A 17,824-nucleotide genomic window follows, 5' to 3' on the forward strand; every position below is an offset into this window, starting at 1 on the left:
GGCGCCGTCCGCCATGCGGCCAACGCGGCCGCGCTTTTTGAAGACGATGAACCAGGCCGTTTCCACTCCATCCACCGACAAGGTCAACCTGCTCGATTTCGATCGCCAGGGGCTGCGCGACTTCTTCGCCCAGCTCGGCGAGAAGCCGTATCGCGCCGAGCAGGTGATGAAGTGGATCTACCACCGCCTGGAAGACAACTTCGAAAACATGACGGACGTCGGCAAGGCGCTGCGCACCAAGCTCGAGGCGGCCTGCTACATCGGCCCGCCCAAGACCATGTTCGACAAGGGCGCCGCCGACGGCACGCACAAGTGGCTGCTGGGCATGGACGGCGGCAACGCGGTGGAGGCGGTGTACATTCCCGAGCCCACCCGCGGCACGCTGTGCGTGTCCTCGCAGGTCGGCTGCGGCCTGAACTGCCAGTTCTGCTCCACCGCCACGCAGGGCTTCAACCGCAACCTGGCCACGTCCGAGATCATCGGGCAGATGTGGGTCGCCGCTAAGTACCTGGGCAACGTCACGCACCAGAACCGCCGCATCACCAACGTGGTGATGATGGGCATGGGCGAGCCGCTGCTGAACTTCGACAACGTGGTCAAGGCGATGAGCCTGATGCGCGACGACCTGGGCTTCGGCCTGGCCTCCAAGCGCGTCACGCTGTCGACCGCCGGCCTGGTGCCGATGATCGACAAGCTGTCCGAGGCCATCGACGTGTCGCTCGCGGTGTCGCTGCACGCCGCCAACGACGAGCTGCGCACCGAGCTGGTGCCGCTCAACAAGCGCTATCCGATCGAGGAGCTGATGGGCGCCTGCCGCCGTTGGCTGGAGCGCCGGGCGCGCACCTCGATCACTTTCGAATACACGCTGATGAAGGGCGTCAACGACCAGCCCGAGCACGCGCGCCAACTGATCAAGCTGATGCGCAAGATGCCCAACTGCAAGGTCAACCTGATTCCCTTCAATCCTTTCCCCGGCACGCGCTTCGAGCGCTCCGACGCCGACACGATCCGCGCCTTTCAGACCCAGTTGCTCAACGCCAACATCCTCACCATGCTGCGCCGCACCCGCGGCGACGACATCGATGCGGCATGCGGCCAGCTGAAGGGACAGGTGCTGGACCGCACGCGCCGCCAGGCCGAATTCCGTAAACGACTCGACGAGGGCGCCAGCCATGCGGCTTGACCGGATCCTGCTGGCCGCCTGCCTGGCTGCATCGCTCACCGCCTGCCAGACCACCGGCGTGGACCCGGGCCCGAACCCGCGCGTCGCCAAGAGCGACAACGCGCTGGAAGGCGCCCGCGTGCATACCGAGCTGGCCCAGTCGTACATGCAGAACGGCGACCTGCAGGGCGCGCTGACCAAGCTCAACAAGGCGCTGACCTTCGATCCGAACTACGTGCCGGCGCACACCGTGATGGCGGTGCTGTACGAGCGCATCGGCAACCAGGCCGAGGCGGAAAAGCACTACCGCCGCGCCGCCGCGCTGGCGCCCGACAAGGGCGATCCCAACAACAATCTCGGCGCCTTCCTGTGCAAGACCGGCCGCGGCGCGGAGGCGGCGCAGTATTTCCAGAAGGCGGTTGCCGATCCGTTCTACCAGACGCCGGCCACGGCCTGGACCAATGCCGGCCGCTGCCTGGAAAGCACCGGCGACGTCGCCGGCGCCGAAGACGACTACCGCAAGGCGATCGCGCTCGATCCGCAGAACGCGGACGCGCTGCTGCAGGTTGCCTCGCTGCTGTTCCAGCGCAACGATGCTTTCCGCGCGCGGGCCTTCCTGCAGCGCTACGACAGCCTGGGCCAGGTCTCGCCGACCGGACTCAAGCTGGGCCACGACATCGAACTCCGACTGGGCAACAAGGACGCTGCCCGCAATTACAGCAGGCGATTGCAGAGCCAGTTCCCGGATTCGGAGCAGGCCCGCGCCATCGACTCGACCGCAAGCCAATGACATCCATGCAGTCACAGCCAACCGGTCCGGAGGCCGGTGAAAAAGGTCTGTTCGACGCGAGCGCGCAGGGGGCGACCGCCATGATGGACAACGCCGTAACGGATAATTTCGGCGCGCGCCTGCGCGCCGCACGCGAGGCCCGCGGCCTGGACGTGGAAAGCTGCGGCCAGGTCTTGCGCCTGCCGGTGCGCGTCCTGCGCCAGCTCGAGAGCGGCGATTACGCCGGCATCGACTACCAGGTCTATCTCGCCGGCTATCTCACCAAGTACGGCCGCCACGTCGGCGTGGAAGAGTCGGCGCTGCAAGCCGAACTCACCCGCCTGACCCCGGTGCAGCCGACCCTGGTGGCCACCGGCGGCATCTCGCATTCGCGCTATCTGCTCGAACGCTATGCACGCGCGGCCACCTACGTGGTGCTGACCGCGGCGATCGTGGTGCCGACCATCTGGCTGGGCGTGCGCGGCACGCTCGACCGCGACGTCAGCCACCTGGCGCCGCTGGATTCGAAGCCGGTCGCCCAGGCGGACCTGCCCGCGGTAGCCACCAGCGCGGCGAGTGCCGGCACGCTGGCGGCCCATGCGCCGGCCGCCGCGCCCAAGCCCGCCGAGCAGCCGCCGGTCGACGCGCAGCAGGAACAGCCGCTGCTCGCCTCGATGGCGCCGTTCCCGAACCTGGGCAGCGCCGACACCGCGCAGCCCAAGCCGGCGGCCCAGGCCGAACCGGTGGGCGACGGCGCGCACAGCCTGTCGCTGCAGCTGCCCAACGCCAGCTGGGTGGAAGTGGTCGCGACGGACGGTTCCCGCCTGGAATACGGCCTGCTGCCGGCCGGCAGCAGCAAGACCTACCACAGCGACAAGCCGCTGACGGTGCGCATCGGCAATGCCACCGGCGCCCAGGTCTCGATCGACGGCCAGCCGGTCGCGCTCGACAGCTACCGCCGCGCCAACGTGGCGCATTTCAAGGTGGACGTGCGCGACGGCAAGGCCACTCCGGCCGGCGTCTGAGCGTGCTTGCGCGGGTCGCGCCGGCTGGCGCGACACCGCCTGCGGGCTGACTTGCGGTGCGTGCCGCGGGCCACGCTCAGTAGCGCGATCGGTTATGCTTGCCCTTTGCCCGCTCGACGGCAGCGTCGGGCCGGGTCCGTTCCAGTTTTTCTTATCGCGCCAGGAAGGTCGCCGCGCCCTCCGGCGGCATCCGTTCCCTTCAAGGGTGATTGCATGGCATTTGAAGTCTACGACGACTACGAGCAGGGCGAACGCGTACAGAAGTGGTTGCGCCAGAACGGTCTTTCGATCGTGGTCGGCGTCGCGATCGGCCTGGTCGGCATCTTCGGCTGGCAGCAGTGGAGCAACCACAAGGCCGGCCGCGAGAGCGAGGCGTCGCAGCTCTACCAGCAGGTGCAGAGCGCCATCGCCGGCGGCAAGAACGACCAGGCCGAGACGCTCACCGAACAGCTCTTCAAGGATTACGCCGATTCGCCGTACGCGGTGTTCGCCGCCGGCGACCGCGCGGTGCGCCAGGCCAATGCCAAGCAGCTGGACAAGGCGCTGGTCTCGCTCAACTGGGCCGAGAGCCATGCCGCCGATCCGAATCTGAAGGCCCTGATGCAGTTGCGCATCGCGCAGCTGCAGCTGGCGCAGGACAAGGCCGCCGACGCGGTGGCCACGCTCGACCGCATGGGCGCGAAAAACTACGAAGGCCTGAGCCAGGAACTACGCGGCGACGCCCTGGTCAAGCTTGGTCGCCCGGATGACGCGCGCAAGGCCTACGAGGCCGCCAAGGCCGTGCTGGGCGTGGGTGCGCCGCAGAGCGGCGCCTTGCAGTTGAAACTCGACAATCTGGCCGTGGCCGGGAAGCAGGGTGCATGAAAGCTGGTGTGATGAAACGAGCTTTGCTGGTCGGTCTGGTGTCGATGGCGACCCTGGCCGGCTGCCATTCCTTCAAGAAGGAAAACGTCCAGCCGCCCACGCCGCTCGACAAGGACTTCAAGCCGACCGCGCAGGTCACGCGCCTGTGGACCAGCAGCGTCGGCAAGGGCGCCGGTGAATCCGGCCTGCGCCTGCGCCCGGCCTTCGCCGACGGCGTGCTCTACGTGGCCAGCACCGACGGCAAGATCGAGGCGCTGGACGCCACCAGCGGCAAGACGCTGTGGTCCAAGAGCTCCAGCACCAAGGGCTGGTTCGGCTGGGGCGACAAGAAGCGCAAGGATGCGTTCTATGCCGGCGGCCCGGCCGTGTCCGGCGACCTGCTGGCGATCGGCACGCTGGACGGCCACGTCTACGGCATCAATGCCAAGGACGGTTCGCCGCGCTGGGAAGCCAGCGTCAGCTCCGAAGTGCTGGCCGCGCCGGCCGTGGTCGGCAACCTGGTGGTGGTGCGTGCCGGCGACGGCCGCCTGTACGGCCTGGACAGCGGCACCGGCGAGCGCCGCTGGGCCTACGACCAGGGCAACGTCCCGCTGCTCAGCCTGCGCGGCAACGGCCCGCTGCTGGCGGCCAACGGCGTGATCTTCTTCGGCAGCGACAACGGCAAGCTGGTCGCCCTGCGCCTGGACAATGGCGAGAAGCTGTGGGAGCAGAACATGGCCAGCGGCGAAGGCCGCACCGAGATCGACCGCCTGAACGACGCCGACGGCGCCATCGTGCTCGACGGCAGCACCCTGTACGGCGCCGCCTACCACGGCAACCTCGTGGCGGTGGACGGCCCCAGCGGCCGCCCGCTGTGGGCGCGCCCGTTCTCCACCTTCACCTCGGTCGACATCGGCGGCAACGCGCTGTTCGGCGTGAACGAGGATTCCCAGGTGTGGTCGTTCGACAAGAGCGGCGGCGCCGACATGTGGAAGAACGAGAAGCTCAAGTACCGCTGGCTCACCGCGCCGAGCGTGCAGAACAACTACGTGGTGGTCGCCGACAGCGAAGGCTACGTGCACTGGCTGCAGACCAGCGATGGCGCCCTGGCCGCGCGCGAGCGCCTGTCCAAGAAGCCGATCCGCGCCCAGCCGCTGGTGGTGGGCGATACCGTGTACGTCGAGGACGTGAAGGGCCATATCGGCGCCTACCGCCTCGGCGGGCACTGAGCCGGCGAGGTTGTACCCGTAAATGCTGCCCGTCGTCGCCCTGGTCGGCCGCCCCAACGTCGGTAAGTCGACCCTCTTCAATGCCATGACGCGCAGCCGCGACGCCCTGGTGGCCGATATGCCGGGCGTCACCCGCGATCGCCACTACGGCGTCTGCCGCATCGGCGACCGCCCCTTCGTGGTGGTGGACACCGGCGGCCTTTCCGGCGTCGAGGAAGGCCTGGATGCGCTCACCGCGCAGCAGGTCCGCCTCGCCGTCGAGGAAGCGCAGGTGCTGGTGTTCGTGCTCGACGCGCGCGACGGCCTGCTGCCGCAGGACCGCGCGATCCTCGACGACCTGCGCCGCAGCGGCAAGCCGATCATCGCCGCGGTCAACAAGACCGATGGCCTGGACCTGCAGAACGCGCTGGCCGAGTTCGCCGTGTTCGGCCTGGGGTCCACGCTGCCGCTGTCGGCCGCGCACAACCGCGGCACCGACGAGCTGGTGCGCCACGTACTGCCGCTGCTGCCGGAAGACGCGCACGAGGAACTCGCGCCGGAAGACGAAGGCGCCATCCGCGTGGCCATTGTCGGCCGCCCGAATGCCGGCAAGTCCACCCTGATCAATCGCCTGCTCGGCGAAGAGCGCCTGATCGTCTCCAGCGTCGCCGGCACTACGCGCGACCCGATCCGCGTGCCGCTGGAACGCGACGGCCGGCGCTACGTGCTGATCGACACCGCCGGCGTGCGCCGCAAGGCGCGCGTGGAAGAAGCGGTGGAGAAGTTCAGCGTCATCAAGACGCTGCAGTCCATGGCCGCCGCCCAGGTGGTGGTGGTGATGGTCGACGCGCGCGAGAACCTGGCCGACCAGGATCTCACCCTGATCGGCCACGCCGTGGACGAGGGCAGGGCGCTGGTCATCGCCGTCAACAAGTGGGACGGCATGGACCAGTACCAGCGCGAGCAGTGCGAACGCGCGCTGGAGCGCCGCCTGCAGTTCGTGGACTGGGCCAAGAACGTGTTCATCTCCGCGCTGCACGGCTCCGGCCTGCGCGAGCTGATGCGCGCGATCGTGCGCGCGCACGACGCGGCCAACCGCGAGCTCGGCTCGTCGGAACTGACCCGTACGCTGGAGCGCGCCTACGAGGGCTACCAGCCGCCGCTGGTGCGCGGCCACGCGCCGAAGCTGCGCTTCGCCCATCCCGGCGGCAGCAACCCGCCGACCATCGTGATCCACGGCAGCCGCACCAAGCACATCGCGCCGGCCTACCGCCGCTATCTCGAGAACTTCTTCCGCAAGCGCTTCCGCCTGGAAGGCACGCCGGTGCGCATCGAGTTCCGCGACGGCGAGAATCCCTACGCCGGCAAGAAGAACGTGCTCACCGAAGGCCAGATGCGCAAGCGCCAGCGCATGATCCGCGAGATGAAGAAGCGCAAGCGCTGATTCGATCCTGGCGTCACCCCGCATCCTCGTCCCTGGCGCCACCCCACACCCTCGTCATTCCGGCGCAGGCCGGAATCCAGTAGCGGAAGAGCTGGACCTGGCGATGTGCTCCAGGCTCAATGCTTTAAAAGCGTCCCGGGCGGTGAAGCTTGTACTCGCGTTATCGCCACTGGATTCCGGCCTGCGCCGGAATGACGAGCAGGGGCGCGTCGTCGGTCGATCGCGCGCCCCTCCCCGGATCGTCCTAAACTCCCCCGCATGACCGAGTCATTCAATCGCGAGAGCTGGCTCGCGCAGCTGCGCCAGCAGGTGCCGGAGATCTCCCCGGCGGAAGCGCTCACCCGGCAGGCCGGCGGCGCCCTCCTGATCGACGTCCGCGAAGACCACGAACGCGCCGACGGCACACCGGCCGACGCGCTGGGCCTGTCGCGTGGTTTTCTGGAGCTGCGCATCGAGCAGGCCGAAGCGAACCGCGAACGTCCCATTCTCGCGCTGTGCGGCAGCGGCCAGCGTTCGCTGCTGGCGGCCGAGGCGTTGCAGCGCATGGGTTATCGGCAGGTGTCGTCGGTGGCCGGCGGCTTCAACCGCTGGAAGGCCGAAGGCCTGCCCATCGTCACCGGCGCGCTCGACGCCGACGCGGCCGAACGCTATTCGCGCCAGCTGCGCCTGCCGCAGGTGGGCGAAGCGGGGCAGGCGAAGCTGGGCGCGGCAAGAATCGCGCTGCTCGGCGCCGGCGGCCTTGGCGCGCCGGCGGCGCTTTATCTCGCCGCCGCGGGAGTGGGGCAGCTCACCCTGATCGACGACGATCGGGTGGAGCGTTCCAACCTGCATCGCCAGGTGATCCACGCCGATGCGCGCGTGGGCATGGCCAAGACCGAATCGGCGCGGCTGGCCTTGAACGCGCTCAATCCGCGCGTGCGCATCGAGACCCGCGAGGAGCGCCTGCGCGCCGACAACGTCGAGCGCCTGCTGGCCGGCCACGATCTGGTGATCGACGGCGCCGACAATTTTCCCGCGCGCTATTTGATCGCCGCCGCGACGCGGCGCCTGGGCCTGCCGATGGTCTACGGCGCGGTCGAGCGCTTCACTGGCCAGGTCAGCGTGTTCGATCCGCGCCGCGACGACGCGCCGTGCTACCGCTGCCTGTTCCCGGAACCGCCCTCGGCGGCGGAAGCGCCGAACTGCAGCGAAGCCGGCGTGCTCGGCGTGCTGCCCGGCCTGATCGGCCTGCTGCAGGCGACCGAAGCGCTGAAGCTGATCCTGGATCTGGGCGAGACCTTGTCCGGCCGCCTGCTCCACGTCGATGCGCTGGCCATGCGTTTCCGCGAGACGCGGCTGCGGCGCGACCCGGCATGCCCCGGCTGTGGGCATGAGGCGGTCTTCCATGGCTACGAAGACATCGCCGAACTCTGCGCCTCGGCCTGAGCGCTAGGCCAGGTCGGACGGAATCAAGGCATACACCGCCGCATCCACGGCGGTGTCGTCGATGACCAGCCGCTGCCGTCCGATGCCTTCGAACCGCGCGCCGGCTTTTTCCGCGCAACGGCGGCTGGGCACGTTGTCCACTGCGGCGACGATCTCCACCCGCACCAGGCCCAGCGTCCCGAAACCGAAACGCGCCACCGCCGGCACCGCGCGAGGCGCGATGCCTTGGCCCTGGCGCGACTGCCGTACCCAGTAGCCCAGGTTCGCGCTGCGGTGCTGCCGGTTGAACTGGTTCAGCCCCACGCCGCCGGCCACGCTGCCGTCGGCTTCGTCGACGATGGCGAAGGCGAACAGTTCCTCCAGCTGCCAGCAGCCCTGGGCGTGCGCGATCCACGCCACGCTGTCCTCGCGCGCATAGCCCGCGCGGCACCACGGCAGCCAGCGTCCCACGCTCTGGATCGACTCGCTGGCCGCGGCGAACAGCGCGTCGGCGTCTTCCGGCTGCCACGGACGCACCCGCAGCGTGCCGGGCGGCAGCGGAAAGGAAGGCCAGGGAGCTTGGTCCTGAGACATGGGCGGTTTGTGCGGGTCGGAGCGAGTCCGGATAATAGGCATCTTTGCAGGCGGGCAGACACCATGAGCGCACGGATCATCGACGGCAAACGCATCGCCAAGGAGCTGCTCGACCGCATCGGCCGCCGCGTGGCCGAACGCAAGGCGCAGGGCCTGGCCGAGCCGGGCCTGGCGGTGGTGCTGGTCGGCGACGATGCGGCGTCCGCCGTCTACGTGCGCAACAAGCGCGCCGCCTGCAAGCAGGTCGGCTTCAACTCCTTCGGCTACGACCTGCCTTCCAGCACCACGCAGGAAGAACTGTTCGCGCTGATCGACCAGCTGAACGCCGACCCTGCCGTGCACGGCATCCTGGTGCAGTCGCCGCTGCCGGAACATATCGACGAGGACGCCCTGGTCGACCGCATCGACCCGGCCAAGGACGTCGACGGCTTCCAGGCCATCAATATCGGCCGCCTCGCGCTGCGCCGCTTCGGCCTGCGCCCGTGCACGCCGCGCGGCGTGCTGACCCTGCTGGGCCATACCGACCGGCCGGTGCGCGGCCAGCATGCGGTGGTGGTGGGGGTGTCCAACCATGTCGGCCGTCCGCTGCTGCTGGAACTGCTCATCGCCGGCTGCACCACCACCGCCTGCCACAAGTTCACCCGCGACCTGGAAAGCCATATCCGCCAGGCCGACATCGTGATCGTCGCGGTGGGCCGCCCGGGCCTGATCAAGGGCGAATGGATCAAGCCGGGCGCGGTGGTGATCGACGTCGGCATCAACCGCCTGGACGACGGCCGCCTGGTCGGCGACGTGGAATTCGAACCGGCCGCCGAGCGCGCCAGCTGGATCACGCCGGTGCCGGGCGGCGTCGGTCCGATGACGGTCGCCACGCTGCTGGAGAACACGCTGGAAGCAGCCGAAACCCGCGGTGCCACGCACAAGGTGCATTGAGGAAACGCCCGCTTCCGGGAGGCCACGAACGGCGGCGGCTGCGACGTTCCGTACAGCCGTGGCGCTCTGGCGGCGCCACGGGCGGGAGCGTATAATTCCATCTTTGCAGCGGGACAAAATCGCATGCGCATCCTCGCCGAGGCCCTCACCTACGACGACGTGTACCTCGTTCCGGCCCACTCGGCCGTCCTCCCACGCGACGTCGACACCTCCACGCGGCTCACCCGCAACCTCCGGCTGAATATCCCGATCGTGTCCGCCGCCATGGACACCGTCACCGAAGCCCGCCTCGCCATCACCATGGCCCAGCAGGGCGGCATCGGCATCATCCACAAGAACATGACCGCCGAGCAGCAGGCCGCCGAAGTGCGCCTGGTAAAGAAGTTCGAAGCCGGCGTCATCCGCAGCCCGATTACCGTCGCCCCGCACACCTCCATCCGCGAAGTGCTGCAGCTCACCCGCGCGCACAACATCTCCGGCGTGCCGGTGGTGGAAGGCGAGAAGCTGGTCGGCATCGTCACCAGCCGCGACCTGCGCTTCGAGCGCAAGCACGACGACCCGGTGCGCAACATCATGACGCGCCAGGAGAAGCTGGTCACGGTGCGCGAGGGCGCCAGCCACGACGACGTGCTGCAGCTGCTGCACCAGAACCGCATCGAGAAGGTGCTGGTGGTCAACGACGACTTCCAGCTGCGCGGCCTGATCACCGTCAAGGACATCCAGAAAGCCCGCGACAACCCGCACGCCGCCAAGGACCGCCACGAGCGCCTGCTGGTCGGCGCGGCGGTGGGCGTGGGCGGCGACACCGAGCAGCGCGTGGCCGCGCTGGTGGACGCCGGCGTGGACGTGCTGGTGGTCGACACCGCGCACGGCCATTCGCAGGGCGTGATCGAGCGCGCCGCATGGGTCAAGAAGCACTACCCGCAGGTGCAGGTGATCGCCGGCAACATCGTCACCGGCGAAGCGGCGCGCGCGCTGCTGGACGCCGGTGTCGATGCGGTGAAGGTCGGCGTGGGCCCGGGTTCCATCTGCACCACCCGCGTGGTGGCCGGCGTGGGCGTGCCGCAGATCACCGCGATCGATATGGTCGCCACCGCGCTGAAGGACGAGATCCCGCTGATCGCCGACGGCGGCATCCGCTACTCCGGCGACATCCCCAAGGCGCTCGCCGCCGGCGCGTCCAGCGTGATGCTCGGTTCGATGTTCGCCGGCACCGAGGAATCCCCCGGCGAGGTGGAGCTGTTCCAGGGCCGCTCGTACAAGAGCTACCGCGGCATGGGTTCGCTCGGCGCGATGGCGCTCGGTTCCAAGGACCGCTACTTCCAGGACGAAGCCGACGCCGACAAGCTGGTGCCCGAAGGCATCGAAGGCCGCGTGCCTTACCGCGGCCCGCTGCGCAACATCATCCACCAGCTGATCGGCGGCCTGCGCGCCTCCATGGGCTATCTGGGCGCGGCCACCATCGAGGACGTGCGCCACCAGGCGCAGTTCGTGAAGGTGACCTCGGCCGGCGTCACCGAAGCGCACCCGCACGACATCCAGATCACCAAGGAAGCGCCGAACTACCGGCTGAATTCTTGAGGGAATAGGGAATCGGGAGAAGGGAATAGTGAAAGCATCTCCTGCATTCCCCGTGCCCCCTCGCCAAAGCCAATCGGGGCAGGGCGCGCCACGGCGCCTTGCCCTTTTCTATTGCCGATTCTCCATTCCCGATTCCCGGCCCTCATGACCGACATCCACAGCGACAAAATCCTCATCCTCGATTTCGGCGCGCAGTACACCCAGCTGATCGCCCGCCGCGTGCGCGAGATCGGCGTGTACTGCGAGATCTGGGCCTGGGACCACGATCCGGCCGAGATCGCCGCGTTCGGCGCCAAGGGCATCATCCTGTCCGGCGGCCCCGAGTCCACCACGCTGGAAGGCGCGCCCGCCGCGCCGCAGGAAGTGTTCGAGGCGGGCCTGCCCATCCTGGGCATCTGCTACGGCATGCAGACCCTGGCCGCCCAGCTCGGCGGCGCCACCGAAGCGGCGGATGCGCGCGAGTTCGGCCATGCCGAAGTCGACATCAACGCATCGAGCCGGTTGTTCGCGGGACTCAGCGACCACGCCGACGCGCACCGCCTGGACGTATGGATGAGCCACGGCGACCACGTCGCCAAGGCGCCGCCGGGCTTCGTCGTCACCGGCACCACCGACCGCATCCCGGTCGCGGTGATGGAGAACGAAGCCAGGCGCTGGTACGGCGTGCAGTTCCATCCGGAAGTGACGCATACCAAGCAGGGCACCGCGCTGCTCAAGCGCTTCGTCACCGAGATCTGCGGCTGCCGCACCCTGTGGACGGCCGCCCACATCATCGAAGACCAGATCGAGCGCGTGCGCGCCCAGGTCGGCGACGACCACGTGCTGCTGGGGCTGTCCGGCGGCGTGGATTCCTCCGTGGTCGCCGCGCTGCTGCACCGTGCGATCGGAGACCGCCTCACCTGCGTGTTCGTCGACACCGGCCTGCTGCGCTGGCAGGAAGGCGACCAGGTGATGGCGACCATGGCCCAGCACATGGGCGTGAAGGTGATCCGCGTGGACGCTGCCGGGCGCTACTTCAAGGCGCTGGAAGGCGTGGCGGATCCGGAGGCCAAGCGCAAGATCATCGGCCGCCTGTTCGTGGAGATCTTCGACGAGGAATCGGCCGAGGTCACCGCCGCGGGCAGCGGCCAGGTGAAGTGGCTGGCCCAGGGCACCATCTATCCGGACGTGATCGAGTCGGCCGGCAGCAAGACCGGCAAGGCCCACGTCATCAAGAGCCACCACAACGTCGGCGGCCTGCCGGAGCACATGAAGCTCAAGCTGGTCGAGCCGCTGCGCGAGCTGTTCAAGGACGAGGTGCGCCGCATCGGCGTCGAACTCGGCCTGCCGCGCGAGATGGTCTACCGCCATCCGTTCCCGGGCCCCGGCCTGGGCGTGCGCATCCTGGGCGAGGTGAAGCCGGAGTACGCCGAGCTGCTGGCGCGCGCCGACGCCATCTTCATCGAGGAGCTGCGCCGCTGGGACCTGTACGACAAGACCAGCCAGGCCTTCGCCGTGTTCCTGCCGGTGAAATCTGTCGGCGTAGTAGGGGATGCACGGGCCTACGAATGGGTGATCGCCCTGCGCGCGGTGGAGACGATCGACTTCATGACGGCGCATTGGGCGCATTTGCCGTATGAGTTCCTCGGTAAGGTTTCCAATCGTATTATCAATGAGTTGCGCGGTGTTTCTCGCGTTGTCTATGACATCAGCGGCAAGCCGCCGGCGACCATTGAGTGGGAGTGAGTTCCCCTGACCCGCGCCGCTTCATCGGCCCATAGGAAGTTGTCGTAAATCTTTGATTTTTCGAACTGGCGCACGAGCACGGATGCTCCTCGCCAGGAAATCTAGAACTAGGCCTAATTTGGCCGGTTCGATGCGCCATGCGCCGCGAGGGTGAGCCACCACGCAGGTGGCCGGGCCGCTTGCCCGATATCGATGCCGCTCGGTGTCGATGTCCAAGATTCGGATAAGTTGTCAATTGACAACCCGGCCAGTCCCCCTCAGACTGGAGACCATGGATGGCCCGTCCCTCTCATCCCAAGAAAAACGTCGAGCTCGCCCTGCGGCACGCCGAAGAGCGGGGCTGGCGCGTCGAGGCCGGCGGCAGCCATGCCTGGGGCCGGGTGTATTGCCCGCGCAACAGCCAGGACTGCCGTTGCGGCGAGTTCTGCATCAGCAGCATCTGGAGCACGCCGAAGAACCCGCACAACCATGCGCGCGCCTTGCGGCGCGTGGTGGACAACTGCACGGCGTATCACTAGCGACACCGACGGCGATGCCGGGGAGCAGCACGATGGAATACATCTTCACCCTCAAATACCAGCTGGCCGACGACGACCGCGACCCGGATGCCCTGGTCGGCCGCCTGGGCGAAGCCGGCTGCGATGACGCGCTGATCGGCACCGGCCTGCCGGGCCGCCTGGCGCTGGAGTTCACCCGCGAAGCCGCCGACGCGGAAACCGCCGTGCGCAGCGCACTGGCCGACGTGCGCCGCGCGGTGCCCGGCGCGCGGCTGATCGAGGTGGCGCCCGACCTGGTGGGGCTCACCGACGTGGCCGAGATCGTGGGCGTGTCGCGGCAGAACATGCGCAAGCTGATGCTGGTCAATGCGGGCAGCTTCCCGGCGCCGGTGCACGAGGGCAGCGCGTCGATCTGGCATCTGGCCGACGTGCTGGCCTGGCTGAAGGCCAGGGGCGGCTATGCGATCGCGCCGGCCATGTTCGAGGTGGCGCAGGTGGCGCTACAGGTCAATGCGGCCAAGGAGGGGCGGCGCCTGCCACGGTCCGCCTTCGAGGAACTGGAAGCGCTGGTCCGCTAGCGGCACGTCCAGCGCCAGCACCGGATCGAAGTCGAAACTGAACTGGTGCGGCGTACGCATCGCCCGGTAGCGCCGCCATGGCTGCGGTTGCTCGCCGGGCGGGACGGGAAGCCCGTCCGGCAGGGGCCACTGCGTCTCCGCCAGCCGCAAGGCGCGGGTGTAGCGGCGATAGCACCAGGACAGGGAAATCATCAGATGGCGCGCGACCGTCGGCATATGGCCGCCGCGCACGGATATGAAACTGGCCCAGGCGGCTGCCTGCGAATGGCGATAGGACGGCAGCGGCATATCGACGTGTTCTTCGGTCGCCAAGGCCACGGACAGCGGGTCGGGCGTCGGCGCCGCAAGCCTCTCCAGCAGCGGCAGTGCCTCGTCCTCGACTTCGAAGCGCAGCGCAGCCGCAATCCTGCGGTCGTTGTAGCGGACGAAATGCTGAAAGAGGTGCGCCAGCAGGCGTTGCCGGAAATCGGCGTCCGCGAAATCCACGCCGGCCCCGCCGGCCTCGAACGCCGCCGCCATCAGCCAGGCTTCGCAGGCGACATCGTCCGCATCGCAGTCGCCTGCCTTGCGCGCGATGCGCCGGAAGTCGCCGCGGCAGTCGCGGCAGAATGCCTGATACGCGGCAAGCCGGTCTTGGGTCATCGCCATGGCCTTGTGCGAAAGGACAGGCATGCCAAGTAGCAGCTGTTCGTATCTAAACAGTCAGCAGGACCCTACAATTCAGACTATTTGCTGATCTTTGTCCTCCCGATGAGTAGCGATCTCCCAGATTCGTCCACGCCCACTTTCAGCGACGAAGACGAGCGCTTCATGCGCCGCGCGCTGCAGCTGGCGGGGCATGCCCGCGATGCGGAGAACGAAGTGCCGGTCGGCGCCCTGGTCGTGCTCGACGGCGAGATCATCGGCCTGGGCTGGAACCGCAACATCACCCTCAACGATCCCACCGCGCACGCCGAGATCCAGGCCATCCGCGCGGCCGGCGAAAAGATCGGCAACTACCGCCTGGTCGGCGCCACGCTGTACGTGACGCTGGAACCCTGCGCGATGTGCTCGATGGCCCTGGTGCATGCCCGCGTGGGGCGGGTGGTCTACGGCGCGACCGATCCGAAGACCGGCGCCGCCGGCAGCGTGTTCGACACGCTGATCTCGGAGCGGCACAACCACCGTATCCAGGTCGATGGTGGGCTGCTGGCCGAGGAGTCGTCGGCCATGTTGAGGGATTTCTTTCGATCTAGGCGCTGACCGTCGTAGGTTGGGGTGAGCCACAGGCGAACCCCAACGCAGTGTCTAGGATTTAGCGCATTGTTGGGGTTCGCCTGCGGCTCACCCCCAACCTGCATGGCAGCTTCAGTGCCGCCAGTAGTGACCTAGTTTGTCCAGCCGCTCCAGCGAATGCTCCGCCTTGGCCGCCGCTTCCCCCGCGGTGTGCTTGGCCCACTTGCGCAGGGCTCTCAGCTGGGCGTGCTCGCTCGACGCCGGCAGCAGCTCCTTGCACAAGGCTCGTGCGGTCAGCCGGTCATGCGCCTCGCCGAGATGGCTCTGCACCTCGGCCAGTTTTTCCAGCCAGGCCTGGCTGGCTTCGCGCGGAAACAGCGGCTGGAACAGCTCGATGGTGTAGCGCAGCTTCTTGGTGGCGGTGCGCGCGCGATGGAGGCGGATCCGCCCCTCGTGCATCCGCGCCGCCCGTTTGCGCAGCTGGCGGAAGCGGGTGTCGATCACGCTCGCCGCCGCCGCACGCAGTTCGTCTTCGGTGACGTTGCGATGGGTCTCGGCCCAGGCGTGGAAATGATGGACCGCCGTGGTCAGCCGGGCCTTCTTCAGTCCCTCGACCGCTTCCTGATGCCCATGCACGCGCCGGGCATTCAAGGCATGCAGCAGTTCGCCATCCAGCCGGTCGCCATGCCCGCCGTGCGCAAGAAAGGCCGGCAGGGTCTCGTCCAACAGAATGTCCAGGTCGCGCGCCCCGCCGGTGGCATTGCGGAACTCCTTGAGCTGCGCCAGTACACCATCCGGCTGCTCGCCGGGCAGGGCCGCGGCCACGCGGTCGAGGGTGGCGGTGATGCGCCGCAGGCTCACCCGCCAGGCGTGCAGCGACTTCGATTCGTACTTGCGCAGCAGGGCCGCGCGGGCCTTGGTCGCCTTGGCCAGGTAGCCGTCGTAGGTCGCGCACAGGTCGGCGATGGCGGAAGGCGGCTTGGCGGCCTTCGGCGGACGAGGGCGGGGAATGGACTGGCTGGGCTGGTGAGGTATCGCACTCATGGCTCGACTCGACCGCTGCGGAGAGGGACGGATTCCACCCGTCATTTCTAGCCGAGGCGCCGACCGCGCCTCCTGATGCAGGTCAACATGAACGAGCCGGACGCGACCGAAGGCCGTGCCGGGCTCTTTACTCTGCTACAAAATCCGCCAGCTGGCGAGACAGCCTCAAGCGATAGCCGCCAGGGTCTGGGCTACCGGCCGCTCGATCTTCAGGCTGAACAGATCGTCGGCCCGGGTCCGGCCCATGTTCACTGCCGCGATCGGCTTGCCGGCCTTGGCCGCCGCGTTCACGAAGCGGAAGCCGGAGAACACCATCAGCGAGGAACCGGCCACCAGCACCGCATCCGCCTGTTCCAGGCCATGCGTGGCGGCCAGCACCCGTTCGCGCGGCACGCCTTCGCCGAAGAACACCACGTCCGGCTTCATCAGCCCGCCGCAGAGCGGGCAGGCGGGTACGTCGAAGCGGGAGAAATCCTGGCCTTCCAGATCGGCATCGCCGTCCGGGGCGTCCCCGGCATCGAGCAGCGCCCACTCGGGATTGCGTTCTTCCAATACCGCCTGGAACGCCGAACGCTGCACCAGGTGCCCGTGTGCCATGCAGCGCACCCGGTCCAGCCGTCCGTGCAGGTCGATCACGTGGTGGCTGCCCGCCGCCTGGTGCAGGCCATCGACGTTCTGGGTCAGCAGCACTTCCACCTGTCCGGCGGCCTCCATGCGCGACAGCGCCAGGTGCGCCGCATTCGGATGCGCCCGCGAGAAGCGCCGCCAGCCCACCAGGCTGCGCGCCCAGTAGCGCCGGCGCGTGGCTTCGTCGCCCATGAAGGCCTGGTAGGTCACCGGCTGCGGGCGCTTCCAGCCGCCCTGGTTGTCGCGATAGTCCGGAATGCCCGAATCGGTGCTGACACCGGCGCCGGTCAGTACGAACAGGCGCGGATGCGCCGCGATGAAGTCGCGCAGGCGCGCCAGGTCGTCTTCCAGCGAACCATCCGGCAGCGCGTCCGCATTCATGCCGCGGCCCGCAGTCCCAGTTCGGCCAGCGCGGCCGCAATGCCGCCGGCATCGCTCACCTGCGCCACGCGCGGCGAGGCGGCGGCGAAATCGGTGTCGGCCTCGTGTGCCCAGGTCACGTGGTAGGGCATGTAGATGCCCCAGCCGCCGAGCTCCACCACCGGCGCGATATCCGAGCGCAACGAATTGCCGACCATGGCGAAGCGCTCGGCGCCCACGCCGAATTCGTCGAGCAGGCGGCGGTACGAGCGCTCGTCCTTCTCCGACACGATCTCGATGCGATGGAACAGGTCGGCCAGCCCGCAGGCGGCCACTTTCTGCTCCTGGTGGAACAGGTCGCCCTTGGTGATCAGCACCACGCGATGCGTCGCCGCCACGGCTTCCACCGCTGCGCGGATGCCCGGCAGCAGTTTCACCGGATGCGCGAGCACCTGCTTGCCAATGCCGATGATCCGGTGCAGATCGGCCGCGCTGATGCGCGAGCCGGTGACTTCGATCGCCGCTTCCAGCAGCGACAGCGTCATGCCCTTGGCGCCGTAGCCGAACAGCTTGATATTGCGCCGTTCCACCGCCAGCAGGCGGTCGTGCAGGCGCAGGTTGGCCAGGTCGACATAGCGGCCGACGATCTCCTCGAACTGCGCGTGCGCGTCCTGGTAATAGCCCTCGCTATGCCAGAGGGTATCGTCGCCGTCGAAACCGACCCATTCGATCACGGTGTACTGCCCGCGCTGCCAGGAAAGCGCTCAACGATAGCGCGTCGCCGCAGGCGTAGCGAGTGCGCGCGGCAGGCCAGG

Annotated in this window: 18 protein-coding genes; 13 read left to right on the forward strand and 5 right to left on the reverse strand. The window is 68.3% G+C overall.

What is annotated here, in order from left to right; all coding sequences use genetic code 11:
- The first annotated feature begins 46 nt into the window (after nt 1-46).
- The 7 genes from rlmN to moeB all read left to right on the forward strand — a co-directional run bounded on the left by rlmN (nt 47) and on the right by moeB (nt 7,876).
- Nucleotides 47-1,183, forward strand: coding sequence for a 23S rRNA (adenine(2503)-C(2))-methyltransferase RlmN (gene rlmN, locus ISN75_RS09485; protein WP_167257664.1), 1,137 nt, complete (start codon nt 47-49; stop codon nt 1,181-1,183).
- Complete coding sequence (gene pilW, locus ISN75_RS09490) at nt 1,173-1,952, forward strand: type IV pilus biogenesis/stability protein PilW (protein WP_167257663.1); 780 nt, start codon at nt 1,173-1,175, stop codon at nt 1,950-1,952. Before rlmN ends, pilW begins: the two co-directional genes overlap by 11 nt.
- A 5-nt stretch (nt 1,953-1,957) precedes the next feature.
- Nucleotides 1,958-2,956 carry a helix-turn-helix domain-containing protein gene (locus ISN75_RS09495; protein ID WP_246866839.1) on the forward strand — a complete coding sequence of 333 codons (999 nt, stop codon included), beginning with the start codon at nt 1,958-1,960 and terminating at the stop codon, nt 2,954-2,956.
- A 213-nt stretch (nt 2,957-3,169) separates the two neighbouring features.
- Nucleotides 3,170-3,820: a YfgM family protein gene (locus tag ISN75_RS09500; protein WP_167257661.1), complete on the forward strand. Its 651-nt coding sequence runs from the start codon at nt 3,170-3,172 to the stop codon at nt 3,818-3,820.
- A gap of 11 nt (nt 3,821-3,831) precedes the next feature.
- A complete protein-coding gene (bamB, locus tag ISN75_RS09505) occupies nt 3,832-5,028 on the forward strand; it encodes an outer membrane protein assembly factor BamB (RefSeq protein WP_243868209.1) in 1,197 nt (398 codons plus the stop codon).
- A 22-nt stretch (nt 5,029-5,050) separates the two neighbouring features.
- On the forward strand, nt 5,051-6,451 hold the full coding sequence (gene der / locus ISN75_RS09510) for a ribosome biogenesis GTPase Der (protein WP_167257660.1): 1,401 nt from the start codon (nt 5,051-5,053) through the stop codon (nt 6,449-6,451).
- 258 nt (nt 6,452-6,709) lie between these two features.
- Nucleotides 6,710-7,876 carry a molybdopterin-synthase adenylyltransferase MoeB gene (moeB, locus tag ISN75_RS09515; RefSeq protein ID WP_343821328.1) on the forward strand — a complete coding sequence of 389 codons (1,167 nt, stop codon included), beginning with the start codon at nt 6,710-6,712 and terminating at the stop codon, nt 7,874-7,876.
- Between the two features lie 3 nt (nt 7,877-7,879).
- Here moeB and ISN75_RS09520 read toward each other — a convergent pair whose 3' ends face one another.
- Nucleotides 7,880-8,449 carry a GNAT family N-acetyltransferase gene (locus ISN75_RS09520; protein ID WP_167257658.1) on the reverse strand — a complete coding sequence of 190 codons (570 nt, stop codon included), beginning with the start codon at nt 8,447-8,449 and terminating at the stop codon, nt 7,880-7,882.
- A gap of 63 nt (nt 8,450-8,512) precedes the next feature.
- Between ISN75_RS09520 and folD the strand changes: the two genes are divergently transcribed.
- The 5 genes from folD to ISN75_RS09545 all read left to right on the forward strand — a co-directional run bounded on the left by folD (nt 8,513) and on the right by ISN75_RS09545 (nt 13,763).
- Nucleotides 8,513-9,382: a bifunctional methylenetetrahydrofolate dehydrogenase/methenyltetrahydrofolate cyclohydrolase FolD gene (gene folD / locus ISN75_RS09525; RefSeq protein ID WP_167257657.1), complete on the forward strand. Its 870-nt coding sequence runs from the start codon at nt 8,513-8,515 to the stop codon at nt 9,380-9,382.
- Between the two features lie 123 nt (nt 9,383-9,505).
- Nucleotides 9,506-10,963: an IMP dehydrogenase gene (guaB, locus tag ISN75_RS09530; protein WP_167257656.1), complete on the forward strand. Its 1,458-nt coding sequence runs from the start codon at nt 9,506-9,508 to the stop codon at nt 10,961-10,963.
- A gap of 144 nt (nt 10,964-11,107) precedes the next feature.
- Nucleotides 11,108-12,688 (forward strand): glutamine-hydrolyzing GMP synthase, encoded by a 1,581-nt coding sequence (gene guaA / locus ISN75_RS09535; RefSeq protein WP_343821326.1) that lies wholly within the window; start codon nt 11,108-11,110, stop codon nt 12,686-12,688.
- A 275-nt stretch (nt 12,689-12,963) separates the two neighbouring features.
- Nucleotides 12,964-13,206, forward strand: a complete 243-nt coding sequence (locus tag ISN75_RS09540; RefSeq protein WP_343821324.1) for a hypothetical protein — start codon at nt 12,964-12,966, stop codon at nt 13,204-13,206.
- A 32-nt stretch (nt 13,207-13,238) separates the two neighbouring features.
- Entirely contained in the window at nt 13,239-13,763 is a 525-nt protein-coding gene (locus ISN75_RS09545) for a helix-turn-helix transcriptional regulator (protein WP_168649555.1), read from the forward strand.
- Here the strand turns inward: ISN75_RS09545 and ISN75_RS09550 are convergent.
- Complete coding sequence (locus ISN75_RS09550) at nt 13,686-14,435, reverse strand: hypothetical protein (RefSeq protein WP_343821322.1); 750 nt, start codon at nt 14,433-14,435, stop codon at nt 13,686-13,688. The genes ISN75_RS09545 and ISN75_RS09550 overlap by 78 nt on opposite strands.
- 78 nt (nt 14,436-14,513) lie before the next feature.
- Between ISN75_RS09550 and tadA the strand changes: the two genes are divergently transcribed.
- Nucleotides 14,514-15,005, forward strand: a complete 492-nt coding sequence (tadA, locus tag ISN75_RS09555; RefSeq protein WP_167257651.1) for a tRNA adenosine(34) deaminase TadA — start codon at nt 14,514-14,516, stop codon at nt 15,003-15,005.
- 105 nt (nt 15,006-15,110) lie between these two features.
- Here tadA and ISN75_RS09560 read toward each other — a convergent pair whose 3' ends face one another.
- The 3 genes from ISN75_RS09560 to ISN75_RS09570 all read right to left on the reverse strand — a co-directional run bounded on the left by ISN75_RS09560 (nt 15,111) and on the right by ISN75_RS09570 (nt 17,743).
- Nucleotides 15,111-16,022: a CHAD domain-containing protein gene (locus tag ISN75_RS09560; protein WP_343821319.1), complete on the reverse strand. Its 912-nt coding sequence runs from the start codon at nt 16,020-16,022 to the stop codon at nt 15,111-15,113.
- 165 nt (nt 16,023-16,187) lie between these two features.
- Nucleotides 16,188-17,030: an NAD-dependent protein deacetylase gene (locus ISN75_RS09565; protein ID WP_167257649.1), complete on the reverse strand. Its 843-nt coding sequence runs from the start codon at nt 17,028-17,030 to the stop codon at nt 16,188-16,190.
- Nucleotides 17,027-17,743 carry an HAD family hydrolase gene (locus tag ISN75_RS09570; protein WP_168649558.1) on the reverse strand — a complete coding sequence of 239 codons (717 nt, stop codon included), beginning with the start codon at nt 17,741-17,743 and terminating at the stop codon, nt 17,027-17,029. The genes ISN75_RS09565 and ISN75_RS09570 overlap by 4 nt, the downstream gene beginning before the upstream one ends.
- Nucleotides 17,744-17,824: the final 81 nt, after the last annotated feature.

The organism is Dyella marensis (assembly GCF_049532885.1).
Classification (GTDB): domain Bacteria; phylum Pseudomonadota; class Gammaproteobacteria; order Xanthomonadales; family Rhodanobacteraceae; genus Dyella_D; species Dyella_D marensis.